Origin of the sequence: Streptomyces achromogenes subsp. achromogenes (genome assembly GCF_000720835.1) — a bacterium.
In the GTDB taxonomy this organism is placed as follows: domain Bacteria; phylum Actinomycetota; class Actinomycetes; order Streptomycetales; family Streptomycetaceae; genus Streptomyces; species Streptomyces achromogenes.
This window is the reverse complement of sequence record NZ_JODT01000014.1, coordinates 1-15258: the sequence shown is the minus strand read 5'-3', so window position 1 is coordinate 15258 and position 15258 is coordinate 1. Positions and strand designations below refer to the sequence as shown.

Annotated in this window: 15 protein-coding genes; 3 read left to right on the top strand and 12 right to left on the bottom strand. The window is 72.6% G+C overall.

Going from position 1 to position 15258, the window contains the following annotated elements; translation table 11 throughout:
- The first annotated feature begins 179 nt into the window (after positions 1 to 179).
- Positions 180 to 2195, top strand: coding sequence for a Stk1 family PASTA domain-containing Ser/Thr kinase (gene pknB, locus IH25_RS0115350; RefSeq protein ID WP_030609300.1), 2016 nt, complete (start codon positions 180 to 182; stop codon positions 2193 to 2195).
- A gap of 67 nt (positions 2196 to 2262) precedes the next feature.
- Here pknB and IH25_RS0115345 read toward each other — a convergent pair whose 3' ends face one another.
- From IH25_RS0115345 to IH25_RS0115325, 5 genes are all read right to left on the bottom strand, one after another.
- A complete protein-coding gene (locus tag IH25_RS0115345; RefSeq protein WP_030609297.1) occupies positions 2263 to 3009 on the bottom strand; it encodes a class E sortase in 747 nt (248 codons plus the stop codon).
- Between the two features lie 27 nt (positions 3010 to 3036).
- Complete coding sequence (locus IH25_RS41920) at positions 3037 to 4293, bottom strand: class E sortase (RefSeq protein WP_209445319.1); 1257 nt, start codon at positions 4291 to 4293, stop codon at positions 3037 to 3039.
- The gene (locus tag IH25_RS0115335; protein WP_030609290.1) at positions 4290 to 4928 is read right to left on the bottom strand and encodes an aminodeoxychorismate/anthranilate synthase component II; all 639 of its coding nucleotides are present in this window, start codon (positions 4926 to 4928) and stop codon (positions 4290 to 4292) included. The genes IH25_RS41920 and IH25_RS0115335 overlap by 4 nt, the downstream gene beginning before the upstream one ends.
- Positions 4925 to 5086 (bottom strand): hypothetical protein, encoded by a 162-nt coding sequence (locus IH25_RS40675; RefSeq protein WP_030609287.1) that lies wholly within the window; start codon positions 5084 to 5086, stop codon positions 4925 to 4927. The genes IH25_RS0115335 and IH25_RS40675 overlap by 4 nt, the downstream gene beginning before the upstream one ends.
- Before the next feature lie 152 nt (positions 5087 to 5238).
- Positions 5239 to 6027 carry a DUF881 domain-containing protein gene (locus tag IH25_RS0115325; RefSeq protein ID WP_030609284.1) on the bottom strand — a complete coding sequence of 263 codons (789 nt, stop codon included), beginning with the start codon at positions 6025 to 6027 and terminating at the stop codon, positions 5239 to 5241.
- 152 nt (positions 6028 to 6179) lie between these two features.
- On the opposite strand from IH25_RS0115325, the gene crgA reads away from it, so the two are divergent.
- Positions 6180 to 6434 carry a cell division protein CrgA gene (crgA, locus tag IH25_RS0115320; protein WP_030609281.1) on the top strand — a complete coding sequence of 85 codons (255 nt, stop codon included), beginning with the start codon at positions 6180 to 6182 and terminating at the stop codon, positions 6432 to 6434.
- 270 nt (positions 6435 to 6704) lie between these two features.
- On the opposite strand, the gene IH25_RS0115315 is transcribed toward crgA, so the two are convergent.
- Complete coding sequence (locus tag IH25_RS0115315) at positions 6705 to 7592, bottom strand: rhomboid family intramembrane serine protease (protein WP_030609280.1); 888 nt, start codon at positions 7590 to 7592, stop codon at positions 6705 to 6707.
- A 122-nt stretch (positions 7593 to 7714) separates the two neighbouring features.
- The gene (locus IH25_RS0115310) at positions 7715 to 8245 is read right to left on the bottom strand and encodes a peptidylprolyl isomerase (RefSeq protein ID WP_030609277.1); all 531 of its coding nucleotides are present in this window, start codon (positions 8243 to 8245) and stop codon (positions 7715 to 7717) included.
- Positions 8246 to 8455: 210 nt separating this feature from the next.
- Here IH25_RS0115310 and IH25_RS0115305 point away from each other — a divergent pair, with 210 nt between their 5' ends.
- Positions 8456 to 9160: a DUF5324 family protein gene (locus IH25_RS0115305; protein ID WP_030609275.1), complete on the top strand. Its 705-nt coding sequence runs from the start codon at positions 8456 to 8458 to the stop codon at positions 9158 to 9160.
- A 55-nt stretch (positions 9161 to 9215) separates the two neighbouring features.
- On the opposite strand, the gene IH25_RS0115300 is transcribed toward IH25_RS0115305, so the two are convergent.
- Genes IH25_RS0115300 through IH25_RS0115280 form a run of 5 tightly spaced genes read right to left on the bottom strand, consistent with a single transcriptional unit; the run spans position 9216 to position 15221 of the window.
- Positions 9216 to 10412, bottom strand: a complete 1197-nt coding sequence (locus IH25_RS0115300) for an acyltransferase family protein (RefSeq protein ID WP_030609272.1) — start codon at positions 10410 to 10412, stop codon at positions 9216 to 9218.
- A gap of 24 nt (positions 10413 to 10436) precedes the next feature.
- Positions 10437 to 11633, bottom strand: a complete 1197-nt coding sequence (locus tag IH25_RS0115295; protein WP_051753955.1) for an LLM class flavin-dependent oxidoreductase — start codon at positions 11631 to 11633, stop codon at positions 10437 to 10439.
- Between the two features lie 11 nt (positions 11634 to 11644).
- On the bottom strand, positions 11645 to 13021 hold the full coding sequence (locus IH25_RS0115290) for an NtaA/DmoA family FMN-dependent monooxygenase (protein WP_037654998.1): 1377 nt from the start codon (positions 13019 to 13021) through the stop codon (positions 11645 to 11647).
- A complete protein-coding gene (locus tag IH25_RS0115285) occupies positions 13018 to 13947 on the bottom strand; it encodes a hypothetical protein (RefSeq protein WP_030609264.1) in 930 nt (309 codons plus the stop codon). The genes IH25_RS0115290 and IH25_RS0115285 overlap by 4 nt, the downstream gene beginning before the upstream one ends.
- Positions 13948 to 13967: 20 nt before the next feature.
- A complete protein-coding gene (locus tag IH25_RS0115280; protein ID WP_037654996.1) occupies positions 13968 to 15221 on the bottom strand; it encodes a pyridoxal phosphate-dependent aminotransferase in 1254 nt (417 codons plus the stop codon).
- Positions 15222 to 15258: the final 37 nt, after the last annotated feature.

Genomic DNA, 15258 nt, shown 5'->3' with positions numbered 1-15258 from the left:
CAAGTGAGGCCGCTCACACGCTTTTCACATCGCCGCACGTTGCGATACCGGTCCTGTATCGGGTTACGGGCTTGGCCAGGTCACACAGAGCGAGCCGGGTACGGTAGGCCCGGACGGCAGCGCCTCCGGCCGCGCACAGGGGCGCGGCCGAGACCGACGGAGAGGGCTGGTAGGTAGCTATGGAAGAGCCGCGTCGCCTCGGCGGCCGGTACGAGCTGGGCCAGGTGCTCGGCCGCGGTGGCATGGCCGAGGTCTACCTCGCGCACGACACCCGGCTCGGCCGCACCGTGGCGGTGAAGACGCTGCGCGCGGACCTCGCGCGCGACCCGTCCTTCCAGGCCCGGTTCCGCCGGGAGGCCCAGTCGGCCGCCTCGCTCAACCATCCCGCGATCGTGGCGGTCTACGACACGGGCGAGGACTACATCGACGGGGTCTCCATCCCGTACATCGTGATGGAGTACGTCGACGGCTCCACCCTGCGTGAGCTGCTGCACTCCGGCCGCAAGCTGCTGCCCGAGCGGGCGATGGAGATGACCATCGGCATCCTCCAGGGCCTGGAGTACGCGCACCGCAGCGGCATCGTCCACCGGGACATCAAGCCGGCCAACGTCATGCTGACCCGTAACGGCCAGGTCAAGGTGATGGACTTCGGCATCGCCCGCGCCATGGGCGACGCCGGCATGACCATGACCCAGACGGCCGCGGTCATCGGCACCGCCCAGTACCTCTCCCCGGAGCAGGCCAAGGGCGAGCAGGTCGACGCCCGCTCGGACCTGTACTCGACCGGCTGCCTCCTGTACGAACTGCTGACGGTACGGCCGCCCTTCGTGGGCGACTCCCCGGTGGCCGTGGCCTACCAGCACGTACGCGAGGAGCCCCAGCCCCCGTCGGTGTTCGACCCCGAGATCACGCCGGAGATGGACGCGATCGTCCTCAAGGCGCTGGTCAAGGACCCGAACTACCGCTACCAGTCGGCCGACGAGATGCGCGCCGACATCGAGGCGTGCCTGGACGGCCAGCCGGTCGCGGCCACGGCCGCGCTGGGCGCGGTGGGTTACGGCGGCTACCCCGAGGAGCAGGCGACGACCGCCCTGCGCGCGGACGCGGGCGCGACCACCGTGCTGCCGCCGATGAACCCCGACGACGGCGGTTACGGCTACGACGACCGCCCGGACCGCCGCCGCCAGCAGAAGAAGAAGTCCGGCACCGGCACGGTCCTGCTGGTGATCGCGGGTCTGCTGGTGCTGGTCGGCGCGATCCTGATCGGCATGTACGCGGTCGGCGGCAAGAAGTCGGACGACGGCAAGGTGCCCGTGCCGGCGTTCGTGGGCCAGCCGCAGAAGACGGCCGAGAAGATGGCCGCCAACGTCGATCTCAAGGTGGCGATCACCAAGAAGGACTGCGAGGACCAGGCCACCGGCAACGTGTGCTCGCAGGACCCGCCGCAGGGCGAGAAGGTCGACAAGAACAGCACGGTCAACCTGGTGATCTCCACGGGCGCGCCCAAGGTGCAGGTGCCGGACGTGCGCGGGGCCCAGTTCGACCAGGCGGAGACCCAGCTCAAGGACAAGGGCTTCGAGGTCGACAAGAAGCTGGAGGTCTCGGACCGCACGCCGGGCGTCGTCATCACCCAGGACCCGGAGCCGGGCGTCAGCAAGGAGAAGGGCAGCACGATCACCCTCACGGTCGCCAAGCCGGAGGAGAAGGTCGCGGTTCCCGATGTCACCGGCAAGTCGTGTGACGAGGCCAAGGCCACGCTCCAGGCCCAGGGTCTGGTGCCGAGCTGCACCGAGACGCCGGTCACCGATCCCGCCCAGGACGGCAAGGTGCAGAACACCAATCCGGCGGCGGGCCAGCAGGTCGTCAAGAACACCAATGTGGTGATCAACGTCGGCAAGGCCCAGCAGCAGCAGTCGTCGGTGCCGGGTGTCGTCGGCCGGCGGGTGAAGGAGGCCCGGCAGATGCTTCAGCAGGCCGGCTTCAACAACATCCAGTTCGCGCCCGGCAGCTCCGATGACGAGAACGCGTTCGTCACCCAGCAGGACCCGCAGCCGAACAGCCAGGCGGACCCCAACGGCACCACGGTGACGCTGACCACGGTCGCGTTCGGCCGCGGCAATGACAACGGCAACGGCAACAACACCAACGACGACGGCAACGGGACGGACTTCTTCGGCGGCGGCTGGGGCAACTGACGTCCCCCGCCTCCGTGTGGCCCCGCCGGGACGTCCCGGCGGGGCCACACGCCGTTCCGGCCCGGGGTCAGCGCAGTTCCGCCGGCGGGGTGCGCTCGCCGTCGACCTTCTCCGTCCGGACCAGCTCGCCCCAGACCACGTAGCGGTGGCGGGAGGTGTAGACCGGGGTGCAGGTCGTCAGGGTGATGTAGTGGCCGGGCCGCTTCCGGCCGGAGCCTGCGGGGACCGGGGAGAGGACCTCGACGTTGTACTTCGAGGTCTCGGGCAGGATCGAGTAGACCTTGTAGACGTACCACTCGTCCCGGGTCTCGAAGACGATCGGGTCGCCCTTCTCCAGCTTGTCGATGTTGTGGAACTTCGCGCCGTGGCCGTCCCGGTGCGCGGCCAGGGTGAAATTGCCGTCCTTGCCGGAGGTGGGCAGCGTCGCCTTGACCGGCTTGGTGTAGTAGCCGGCCACGCCGTCGTTGAGGACGTCGGTGCCGGTGCCCTTCTCGACCAGCACCTCGCCGTTGCGCATCGCCGGCACGTGCAGGAAGCCGATGCCGTCACCGGTGTCCAGCGCGCCCGGGCCCGCGTCCTTCTGCCGCGCCCAGTGCTCGCGCACCTTGTCGGCCTTCTGGTCCGCCTTGCGGTCCGCTATCACGTTCGTCCACCACAGCGAGTAGGCGACGAACAGGCCGAGCAACACACCCGCCGTGATGAGGAGTTCGCCGAAGACGCTGACCGCCGTCGCGATCCGGCCGGGGCGCCGGCGGCGCGGGGCCGGTCCGGGCGCGTCCGTGGTCTCTTCGGTCTCGTCGGCGGTCGCTGCCACAGTTCCTCTGCCCCTACTCGGTGAGCCCTATTCGATGAGCGCGTCCGGCTTGCCCTTGGCGCGCGGGCGTTCCTGGACCATCTTGCCCCAGACGATCAGCCGGTACTTGCTGGTGAACTCCGGCGTGCACGTGGTGAGGGTGAGGTAGCGGCCGGGGCGGGTGAAGCCGGAGCCCGGCGGGACGGGGTCCAGCACGCTGACGTTGGACGGCGAGGTCACCGGGAGCATCGAGGTGACCTGGTACACGAAGTAGGTGTCCTGCGTCTCGACCACGACCGCGTCGCCCGGGGTGAGCCGGTTGATGTAGCGGAACGGCTCGCCGTGCGTGTTGCGGTGGGCCGCGAGACCGAAGTTGCCGGTCTTGTCCTGGGGCATCGCCGTCTTCAGCGGGGCCTCGCCGTAGTGCCCGACCATGCCCTTGTCCAGCACCCGCTTGTTGCTGATGCCCTCGGCGATGGGGGCGACCACGTCCAGCTTGGGGATGTGCAGGATGGCGAAGCCCTGGCCCGGCTCGAAGACGCCCGGGCTGCGCTTGCCGCTGGCCCAGTCGTCCTGGAGCCGGTGCGTGGCGCTGCCGGCCTGCGCGTGCGCGCGGACGTTGGTCCACCACAGCTGGTAGGTGACGAACAGCAGCATCAGCACGCCGGTGGTGATGAACAGCTCGCCGACGGCCCGGCTCGCCAGGGTCGCCGGGCCGGGCTTGCGCAGCCGGGCCTGGCGCCGGGCCTCCACCCGGGTCAGGGGACGCTGCGGGTCCCCTCCGGCGGGCCGCGGGTCCCGTCCGGCGGGGGGTGGCGTCGCCGTGCGGCGCCCGCCACGCCGCTTGGCGGCCTTTCTGCGGGCCGCGCGGCCACCGGGTGTGACGGGAGTGGCCATCGTGCCCGGGGCGGCCCCAGAGGCCCCCAGGGGCTCGCTCGTCCGACCGGCCGCCGCCCGCTCCGGCACCACCCGCAGCGCCATCGTCTCGTCGTCGGCGGGCGGAGACGGGTCCGCCGGGGGTTCCTCCGTGATCCGGGGCATCCGCGCGGTGGGGGGCTCGTCCGTGATCCGGGGCAGGGGAGCCGTCAGGGGCTCCCGGGGCGTACGGGCGGGCGCGGGCCCCTCGGTCACCCGGGGCAGCCGTGCCGTCCGGGGGCCGTCCGGCAGGGGGGGCAGGGGGGCCGTCGGCGGGTCGGCGGGCTGCCCGGCGGGGCGGCCGTGCGGGTGCGGGCGCGCACCGGCGGAGGGCTCGTACGGGCTGCCGCCGCCGTACAAGTCCTCGCGCTCGGGGCGCAGCGCGGTCACGCCGTGGCCCTGCCCACCACCGGGGCGAGCCCGGCCGAGCGTGCCACGGCCTCGTGGTCACCGCACTCCGCGAGCCAGTTGGCCAGCATCCGGTGGCCGTGCTCGGTCAGCACCGACTCGGGGTGGAACTGCACGCCCTCGACGCGGTGTTCCCGGTGCCGCAGGCCCATGATGATGCCGTCCTGGGTGCGGGCGGTCACCTCCAGCCCGGCCGGGACCGTGGCCGGTTCGGCGGCCAGGGAGTGGTAGCGGGTCGCCGTGAAGGGGCTGGGGAGCCCGGCGAAGACGCCCTTGCCCTCGTGCTCGACCAGGGAGGTCTTGCCGTGCAGCAGCTCGGGCGCCCGGTCGACCACGCCGCCGTACGCCACCTGCATCGACTGCATGCCGAGGCAGACCCCGAAGACCGGCACGCCGGTGGCCGCGCAGTGCCGGACCATGTCCACGCACACGCCCGCCTCCTCGGGCGTCCCGGGCCCGGGGGAGAGCAGCACGCCGTCGAAGCCGTCCTGCGCGTGCGAGGTCGTCACCTCGTCGTTGCGCAGCACCTCGCACTCCGCGCCCAGCTGGTACAGGTACTGCACGAGGTTGAAGACGAAGCTGTCGTAGTTGTCGACGACGAGAATCCGCGCACTCACTGGTTGTCCACCGTCACATCGTTGAAGGGCAGCAGTGGCTCGGCCCACGGGAAGACGTACTGGAAGAGGACGTAGACCACGGCCAGGATCAGTACGAGCGAGATGAGCGCCTTCACCCACGCGTTCCCCGGCAGATGCCGCCAGATCCAGCCGTACATGCCGTCCCTTCCGTATCCCCTACGGCACCAGACCCACGCCGTACGTCACCAGACTAGCGGCGCGGGGCATCGGGTCGGCCGGTGTCCACGGGCCGGGTGGCGTCGGGATGCGCCCACCCGATCAGCCGGTGGCCGTGGCCCCGGACGGACGGCTACCCCACCGGCTTCGCGTAGTGCAGGTCCACTGTGCCGGAGTAGCCGGGAAGAGTCACCGTGCCGTCGTCGGTGACCTTCCAGCCGAGGCCGTAGACGTTGACGTAGACCATGTAGGTCTGGATCGCCCTGCTGTCCGCGAGGGCCTGCTTGAGCCGGTCCGGGTCGCCGACCGCCGTGATCTTGTACGGGGGTGAGTAGACGCGGCCCTGGAGGATCAGGGTGTTGCCGACGCAGCGCACCGCGCTGGTGGAGATCAGCCGCTGGTCCATGACCTTGATGCCCTGGGCACCGCCCTGCCACAGCGCGTTCACCACGGCCTGGAGGTCCTGCTGGTGGATGACCAGGTAGTCGGGCTGCGGCTCGGGATAGCCGGGGAGCTTGGCGGTGGCGTCGGGCGGGGCGTCGTTCAGGGTGACGGTGACGGCCTTGCCGGTCAGTTCATGGGTGCCGGCGCTCTTCTCCAGCCCGCTGAGCTTCTCGTCCTCGGCCTTGGTGCTGCCGTCGTCGCTCTCGGCCAGTGACTCCACGCTGTCGCGCAGGGTGGCGTTGGACTCGTCCAGCCCCTTGTTCTTGCGGCTGCGCTGCTGGATCAGGTCCGACAGCTTCAGCAGGGAGGCGTCCTGGCGGATGTCGGTGCCCTTGGCCGTGTCGAAGCTGGTGAAGAAGATCAGCCCGGCGAGGGCGAAGACGGCCGCCGTGAGGATCCGCACCGGACGCGGGCGCGGCCTGCGGGCGGGGCCGGAGCCCGTTGCTCCCGTCCCGGGGGAGTCGGCAGAATTGCTCAACGTACCCTTATCTCCTTCGGCGCCACGGAAGCACTACGCTAACGGACGCCCGGGGGAGCACACAGAGTCGTCATGTTGGCCCCTTGTACGCTGCCCCGAGCCCGACCCAGTTCCCTGCGCGGCCACGCAGCGCATCGACAGGAGAGACCCTCGTGCCGAAGTCACGTATCCGCAAGAAGGCCGACTTCACGCCGCCGCCGGCGAAGCAGGCGCAGGCCATCAGGCTGACCAACCGGGCCTGGGTCGCACCGGTCATGCTGGCCATGTTCCTGATCGGTCTGGCCTGGATCGTCGTCTTCTATGTGACGGACGGCTCGCTGCCCGTCGACAGCCTGGACAACTGGAACATCGTGGTCGGCTTCGGCTTCATCGCCGCCGGCTTCGGTGTCTCCACGCAGTGGAAGTAGCCCCGCGCCCAGCTCTGCCCAGGGCTATCCACTGAGTTATCCACAGCCGTTGTCCACAGTGGGGAAAAAGAACGACGATCTGTGGATAACCCGTCGGATGTTGACGCCGGTGTGACTGGTCCAACACCGTTCAGACATCCGTTCGCCCCCCTGTCCTACCTGCGGAAACACATCCGAGCGACAGGGGGCACAGCTGTACCCGCACGGTGTGCACAAGATCGGGCACAAGCTGTGGACAACGGTTCGGGGACAGTGTGTTCCCCCGCCCGGTCAGGTGAGCTGGGCGGTCCTGATCAACGCCAGTGCCAGGGCCAGCGCCAGCACCACGGCGCAGGTGCCGTACTGCACCAGCGCCCGCCGCTCGCGCGGGGCGTGCACCATCGCGTAGCCGGTGACGACACCGGCGACGAGCCCGCCGATGTGCGCCTGCCAGGCGATGTGCAGGGACCCGTTGAAGGTGAAGATCAGGTTGATCACCAGCAGCGCGACGACCGGCCGCATGTCGTAGTTGAGCCGGCGCATCAGCACGGCGGTGGCGCCGAAGAGGCCGTACAGCGCGCCCGAGGCGCCGAGCGAAGCGGCCGCCGGGTCGGTGAGCAGATAGGTCAGCGCGCCGCCGGCCAGCCCGGAGACGAAGTACACCGCCAGATAGCGCGCCCGGCCGAGGGCCGCCTCCAGCGGGCCGCCGACCCACCACAGGCTGAGCATGTTGAAGCCGATGTGCCAGTACTGCTCGTGCGCGAACATCGACGACACGAAGCGGTACCACTCGCCGCCGGCCACGCCCGAGGTCGGCGTGAAGGGCTTCTCGGGCAGGCCGCCGTAGAGCACGACGTCGTACAGGAACGAGGGATTCGCCTTGATCGCGACGAACATCGCGAGGTTGATCCCGATCAGGATCTTGGTGAGCAGCCGGGGGTCGGCCGTGACCGTGCCGCCGGCGAGCGTGCGCGGCCGGGACGCCTGCGGGGCGGGGTGCTCGCCGGAGCCGCCGCGGACGCAGTCCGGGCACTGGAAGCCGACCGAGGCGCTGACCATGCATTCGGGGCAGATGGGGCGTTCACAGCGGGTGCAGCGCACGCCGGTCTCGCGATCCGGGTGCCGGTAGCACCCGGGCGCGCTCTGGGCGTCCTGCGCGCTCCCTGCGGCCTGCTCCATCAGATCCCCTTGCTCGTCGTGTCCGTGCCTGACGGCACTATCCTGCCCCCTTCATCCTTACGGACGAGCGCGGTGTCCGGTTCCCCGCGTTCCCCGCGCGAGCGGTCCGGGGCGGGCGCCGTTCACTCGTCGCGGGTCTCGATCAGCACCGTGTGCAGCACGATGTCGGACAGCGGCCGGTCGTTGCGGCCGGTCGGCACGCGCGCGATGGCGTCCACGACCTTGCGGCCGGCCGGGGTGCTGACCTCGCCGAAGATGGTGCGCTTGCCGTTCAGCCAGGTGCTCGGGGTGACGGTGATGAAGAACTGCGAGCCGTTGGTGCCCGGGCCGGCGCTGGCCATCGCCATCAGGTACGGCGTGTCGAAGGCCAGGTCGGGGTGGCACTCGTCCTCGAAGCCGTAACCGGGGCCGCCGAGGCCGTTGCCCAGGGGATCGCCGCCCTGGATCATGAAGCCGTCGATCACCGCGTGGAAGACCGTGCCGTCGTACAGCGGGTCCCTGCTGCGCACGCCGGTGCCGGGATGGGTCCACTCGCGCTCGCCGCGCGCGAGTTCCACGAAGTTTCTGACCGTGACGGGCGCGTACAGCGGAAAGAGCCGGATCTCGATGTCGCCGAGAGTGGTCTTCAGGGTGGCGTAGAGCTGCTCGGCCACGGTCCGCCTTCCGTCGTCGTTCCGCCGCGGTGCTCCGATCCTTCCACGCCCGAACCCGCCCGACGCCCGGCCGCCGGCGCCCGGACCGCGCCGGGAAGGCCGGCCGGCACCCATATGCCCGCCCGCGCGTGCCGCACCGGCCGTCGGCAGGCATGATCCGTAAAAGGGTGGAAAGTCGAAATACCGTACGCCACCGAGGAGGAGGAACCCGTGACCCGCATTGACAGCGTGCGCGCCGCGACCGGCTCGGCGAAGGACAGCGTGCTGCACGCCGCGGAAGTGGTGGCGCCTTACGCCGACACGGCCAAGGAGCGTGCCGCGTACTACGCGCAGGAGGCACGCGTACGGCTGGCGCCCGTGGTGTCGCAGGCCGCGGAGCAGGCCCGCGTGCAGTACGACGCCCGGCTCGCCCCCCGCTTGGAGCAGGCGCTCACCCATGTGCCGCCGAAGGTCGACCTCGCCGCCCAGGAGGCCGCCCTGCGCGCCCGCAAGGCGGCCCGGCAGGCCGCCCTGTACTCGCGTCCGAAGATCGAGCAGGCGATGGCCGCCGCCGCGCCCGTGCGCGACGAGGCCGCCGCGCGCAGTGCCGCCGCGATGGCCGCGCTGCGCGGACAGGTCTCGGCCGAGGACGTCCAGAAGCTGGTCCGGCGCCAGGAGCGGCGGTCCCGGACCGGCCGGAAGCTGAAGGTCTGCGCGGTGCTGACCGTCCTGGCGGGCGGCGCCTTCGCGGCCTGGAAGTGGTGGGACAAGCAGGCCAACCCGGACTGGCTGGTCGAGCCGCCCGCCGCCACGGAGGTCCCCGCGGACTCGCCCCGGCTCGCCTCCGTGGACGGCACCGAACCCGGCGAGCTCGACCCCGAGGTGCGGGCCAAGCAGGCCGACCAGGACGCGACCGGCCAGGACGACGAGCCCTGAGCCCCGTCCGCCCCTGCCGCGGAGCCTCCGCCGAAGCGGCGGGGGCTCCGCCGTGTCACCGCTTGGCGTACGCGGCGATCGCGGGCTTCATGAAGCGGTTGACCGGGGTCTCCACGAACCGGTGGGACAGCACGGACAGCACGACGCACAGCGCGTAGAAGGCGACGACGAAGAGCACACCGGCGGCCACCGAGTTGCCCCAGGGGTGCAGATACCGCTGGCAGAGCAGGATCAGCGCCCACTGGTACATGTAGATGCCGAAGGTGTACTTGCCGTACGGCGCCACGCTCGCGACGAGCCGGTTCTCCCGGGCGCCCGGGGTGTCCCAGCGGGCCGTCTCCCGGGCCGCCAGGGCGCCGACGAGCAGCACCACCGGCACGATCGTCAGCGCCGACAGGTCGAACAGGATCGGCACCCACAGCTCCTCCGCCACCACGGCGAGCACCAGCAGCGCGGTGGGCAGCCACACGTTCCGCGTCCACCTGCCGCGCCGCACCAGCAGGCAGACCACCATGCCGCACAGCGCCTCCAGGACGCGGGTGAGCGGGAAGACGTAGACGAGCCAGTACTTCCACTCCGAGACCCGGACCGGGTGACCGCGCTCGGTGAACGCCGCGTTCGCGAACGTCGTCCCGTCGGGCAGGAGTTGCAGCACGAGCGGCAGCAGCACCACGACCGCGACCAGGCCGGCCAGCAAGGCGGCCAGGAACCGGTCGCCGCGCCGGGTCAGCCGCCGCAGGACGGCCGGGAACACCGCGTACAGGACGAGCTCGGTCGACAGCGTCCAGGCCGGGGCGTTGGCCGACCAGTAGATGTCGTGGTCCGGGAACCAGCCCTGCACCAGGGTGAGCGTGGTGAACAGGCCGGCGGCCGGGAAGGTGGCCGCGAAGGCGCACACGATCACGGCCCAGGTCAGCAGGTGCGCCGGCAGGATGCGCAGCAGCCGGTGGGCCATGAAGCCGCGGCCCGGCGGGCGCTCGGCGGAGATCCAGGTCAGGATGAAGCCGCTGAGGACGATGAAGAACGACACCGCGTTGAAGCCGGCCGGGTTGAACACCCGGTAGTACGCCCGCTGCACGGTCCGGTCCCCGAAGACCTGGTCGAAGGACAGGTGCGAGGCCAGGATGCAGAACGACGGCAGCAGCCGGGCGGCGGCGATGAAGGTCAGCTGTCTCGCCGCCGGGCGGGCCCGTGGGGGCTCCGCGCGGACGGCGGTGTCGGTGGCTGCGGTCGTCCTCTCAGGGGTTGCCAAGATCGTGTGCCCTCACAGTTCGGTTCAGCTGGCCCGCGCGTAGCGGCTTTCGGGGCGCGGCAGGCGCAGGTGGCCCCGCAGGGTCGTCGCGCCGTACGCCGTGCGGAACGCCCCGCGCCGCTGGAGCTCCGGCACCAGCCCGCGGGTGATCTCCACGAGGTCGTGCGGCAGCGCGCCGGGGCGCAGCCGGAAGCCGTCCAGGCCCGCCTCGCGCCAGTCCAGCAGCAGGTCGGCGAGCTCACCGGGGGTGCCGGTGAACACCTCGGCGTCGGAGCCGAGTGCGGCGCCGTCCAGCTCGTCCAGGCGGGCCTTGCGGCGGGCGGCGGCCCCCGGCTCGGCGTCCAGGAAGACCAGGACCTCCGCGAACCGCAGCAGCGGCCGGGCGCGGGTGTCCCGGCCGGTGCGCCGCACGGCCGCGTCCACCTGGGCGAGGATCGCCGCCGCCTGGGCCCGGTCGTGCGGGGTGACCCACACGGCGTCGGCGGCGCGCGCCGCGAACTCGTACGGCACGCCGGCGTGCGCCAGGCTCATCACCGGTGGCTGTCCCTGCGGCGGGCGCGGGGTGATCGCGGGACCCCGGACGCTGAAGTGCTCGCCCTCGAAGTCGATGTGGTGGACCTTGTCGCGGTCGATGAAGCGGCCGGTCGCGGCGTCGCGGATCTCGGCGTCGTCCTCCCAGCTGTCCCACAGCCGCCGGGCGACCTCCACCGCGTCGGCGGCCTCGTCGAACAGCGGGCTCAGGCGCCGGCCGATCCGCTCCGGGTCGCGCACGTCCTCGTCGGTGAGCCGCGGGGTCGTACGGCGGCCGAAGTGGGCGGCGTCGGCGGCGCGCGAGGCGATCTGCGGACGCAGGCCCGCCCGGCCGGTGCTCGCGTAGTCGAGGGTGGCGATGCCGGTGGAGACGTGGAACGGCTCGGTGTGGGTGACGTTCGCGGTCGGGACCAGCCCGATGTGCGAGGTCAGCGGCGCCACCCGGGCCGCGAGCAGCACCGCGTCCAGGCTGCCGCGGACCTGGTCGGTGCGGTCGTCGGGCCGGTGGAAGGCGGCCGACTGCACACCGAGCGCGTCCTCGAAGGTGACGAAGTCCAGCAGGCCGCGCTCGGCCTCGGTGACCAGGTCCGCCCAGTACCGGGCATCGAACAGGTCGGCGGGGCGGGCGTCCTCGGCGCGCCAGGCCGCCGGGTGCCAGCCGGCGGCGTCCAGGGCGACGGCGAGGTGCATCGGGGGCGCGGTCACGGGGTCTCCTTCGGTACGGGGGTGCGCTCCGGGCGGTGCGGCAGGCCCAGGTGGTCGCGCAGGGTCGGGCCGGTGTAGTCGCGCCGGAAGACGCCCTTCTCCTGGAGCAGCGGCACCACCCGGTCCACGAAGTCGTCCAGGCCGCCGGGGGTCAGATGCGGTACGAGGACGAAGCCGTCGGCGCCGTCGCTCTGCACGAAGTGGTCGATGGCGTCGGCGACCGTGTGCGGGGAGCCGACGAAGGTCTGCCCGCCGGAGACCTCGATGACCAGCTCGCGGATGCTCAGCCCGCGTTCCTCGGCGAGGGCCCGCCAGCCGCGGGCGATCGCGTCGCGGTCGCGGCGGAAGAGCGAGTGGCCCTTGAGCATCTGCGCGTCCGGCACGGGGTCGATGTCCGGCAGCGGCCCGTCGGGGTCGTAACCGGACAGGTCGCGGCCCCAGACGGCCTCCAGATGGGCGATCGCGGTCTGCGGGCTCACCTGGGCGCGGGTGATCTCCTCGGCGTGGGCGGCGGCCTCGGCGTCGCTGTCGGCCACCACCACGGTGGCCGTCGGCAGGATCTTCAGCCGGTCCGGGGTGCGGCCGTACCGGGCCAGCCGGGACTTGACGTCCCGGTAGAAGGCGCGGGCCTCGTCGAGCCGGTTGTACTTGCTGAAGACGACGTCGGCCTCGGCCGCGGCGAACTCCCGGCCCGCCGGTGAGTCGCCCGCCTGGATGATCACCGGGTGGCCCTGCGGCGGGCGCGGGGTGGTGAAGCGGCCGGAGATGCCGAAGTGCTGGCCGTGGTGGGCGAAGCGGCCGGCGCCGGGCCGGACGAACGCGCCGGCCGCCGCGTCGGCGCGCACGTCCCCCTCGGCCCAGCTGTCCCACAGCTCGCGCGCGGTGGCGAGGAACTCCGCCGCGCGCGCGTACCGGTCGCTCTCGGCGAGGAAGCCGCCGCGCCGGAAGTTCTCGCCGGTGAAGGCGTCGAAGCTGGTGACCACGTTCCAGGCGGCGCGGCCGCCGCTGAGGTGGTCCAGGGTGGCCAGCCGCCGCGCCACCTCGTAGGGCTCGTTGAAGGTGGCGTTGACGGTGGCGGCCAGCCCCAGCCGGGCGGTGACCGCGGCCAGGGCGCTGAGCTGGGTGAGGTTCTCCGGGCGGCCCACCACGTCCAGGTCGTACAGCCGCCCCTTGTGCTCGCGCAGCCTGAGGCCCTCCGCCAGGAAGAAGAAGTCGAACCGGCCGCGTTCGGCGGTCCGCGCCAGGTGCTGGAAGGAGGCGAAGGCGATCTGGCTGCGCGAGCGCGGGTCCGCCCAGACGGTCACGTTGTGGATGCCGGGCAGCTGGGCGGCGAGGTGCACCTGCTTGCGGCCCGTGTTCTCGGGGCCGCTCATGCGGTGGGGAGCACGGCCGCGGGGGCCGGGGAGACGTAGCGCACGGTGTTCTCGAAGGCGATGCCGTGGCTCTTGACGTCGATGGCGACGCGGTCGCCGTCGGCGATCCGGAACCCGTCGTGGAAGCTGGCCTCGTCGGCGCCCAGCAGCACGTAGTTGACCAGGCCGGGCCGGCGCACCGCCGGGAAGGAGAACAGGTGCTCGGCCATGTCCCGGATGCGGAAGTACAGCGCGTCGCCGCCGCAGTCGAAGCTGCCCTCCCAGGCCGGCGCGCCGTCCCGGGTGATGGTGACGCGGCCGGTCGCCGAGCGCGGCGGCGCCCCGAGGAACAGCCAGGGCGCGAGCGCGGTGTCGCACAGCTTGCAGTACGGGTTGTAGCCGGGGTCCTTGCGGTGCAGGCCGATGTCGCACAGGTCGTTGCCGAAGGTGTAGCCCGCGTAGTGCGGGGTGCCGTCGGCGTCGTTGACGTAGACGAGCGCGACCTCCGGCTCCTCGATGAGGGCGACGGGGCGGGCGGGCACGGTCAGGTCCTCGCCGGGCAGCCGGGCCCAGTCGCCGAAGCCCTTGAAGAACCACTTGGGCGGGGTGAACTCGGCGTCCTCCGGCTGGCTCCGCCCGTCCCACTTCTTCTTGTGGGTGCCCATGAAGCCGCTCAGCAGCGCGGTGCCGGGCGCCTCGGGCAGCAGCGGCACCCGCGGGCGCACCCCCGGGTCGCCGGCCGGGACGACGACCGTCTCGGCGCCCTCGGTGACGGCGGCCCGCACGGCGTCGGCGGAGCCGTCGGTGGTGAGGAACGCGGCGGCCAGGGCGCCCTCGGCCACCCGGTACAGGGTCTGCGGCTCGCCCGGCTCGGGCAGGCCGAAGGTGACGTGGCGGCGGCCTTCGTAGACCACCTCGGTGAGGACGGGCGGCAGGGACGCGGACATGGGAAGCCTCCAGGGTGCGGTCAGGGTCGGGGGCCGGTCAGGTCGGCCAGGGCGGCGCCGAGGTGGTCCAAGGCCTCCTGGATCCACGGCAGGGCGAGGGGGTCGGGAGAGGTCAGCGCGGTGGTGCGCCGCTCGTCGGTGTCGCCGTACAGGCGGCTGGTGGCGGCTCGGACGCGCAGGGCGCCGTCCGGTTCACCGAAGGCGCTCGCCGGCAGCACGCCGACGCCGTGCCGCTCGACGAGGAACCGGACCAGGCCGGCGCCGTCGGTGATGCCGTGCGCGGCGGCGAGACGGGCCCGCAGCGGCTCGAAGTCCGGGTAGAGGTAGCAGGTCGCGGTCACCGGCGCGAGGTGGGCGCCGGCCCCGGTGAAGCGGGCCGCCGCCGCGCGGGCCACGGTGGCGTGCAGCCGGCGGCTCGCCGCGATCCGCTCGGTGATCTCCGGGGGTTCGGCGAAGGCGTAGGCCGCGGCGGACTGCACCGGGGCGGGCGGGCTGGACCAGATCTGGCTGGCCACGGAGAGCAGCGTGTCGCGCAGCTCGCGCCCGGCGGGGCTGTCGGGCAGCCGGGCCACGCCGGTGCGCCAGCCGCCGACCGCGAGGTTCTTGGTCAGGCCGGTGGTGACGACGGTGCGCTCGGGGGCGTAGACCGCCGGGGAGACGGCGGGCCGGGCCGGGTCGTGGACCAGGTCGCCGTAGATCTCGTCGGAGATCACGAACAGGTCCAGGTCGCGGGCGACCGCGGCCAGGCGGCGTACGGTCGCGGCCGGGGCGACGGTGCCGGTCGGGTTGTCCGGCACCGTCACCACCACCGCGCGCGGGTCCCGGCCGGCGGCGCGCGCGGCGAGGACCGTCTCGCGCAGCCGGGCGGGGTCCGGGACACCGCCCTGGCCGGGCAGGATCGGCACCGGCAGCGGCTGCCCGCCGGCCAGCCGGGCCTGTGCCGCGTAGCTGACCCAGCCCGGCACGGGCACCACCACGTCGCCGCCGGCCGCGAGGAGCAGCGCGTACAGCAGCGCCTTGCTGCCCGGCCCGGCCACCACCAGCCCGGGGTCGGTGGCCAGGCCGCGGCGGCTCCAGTAGCCGGCGGCGGCCTCCCGCAGCGCGGCCGAGCCGGCCACCGGGCCGTAGGCGTTCTCCCCCGCCGCCGCGGCCAGCCGTTCCCGCAGCTCCGGCAGCACGGGCAGCCCGATCTCCCCACTGGTCATCGCCAGCACCCGCTGCCCCGCCCGCCGCCGCGCCTCCAGCGCGGCATCGGCGGCGAGGGTGGCGGACATGGGGACGGCGGCGGCTCGGTGGGGGGTGGCCGGGGGT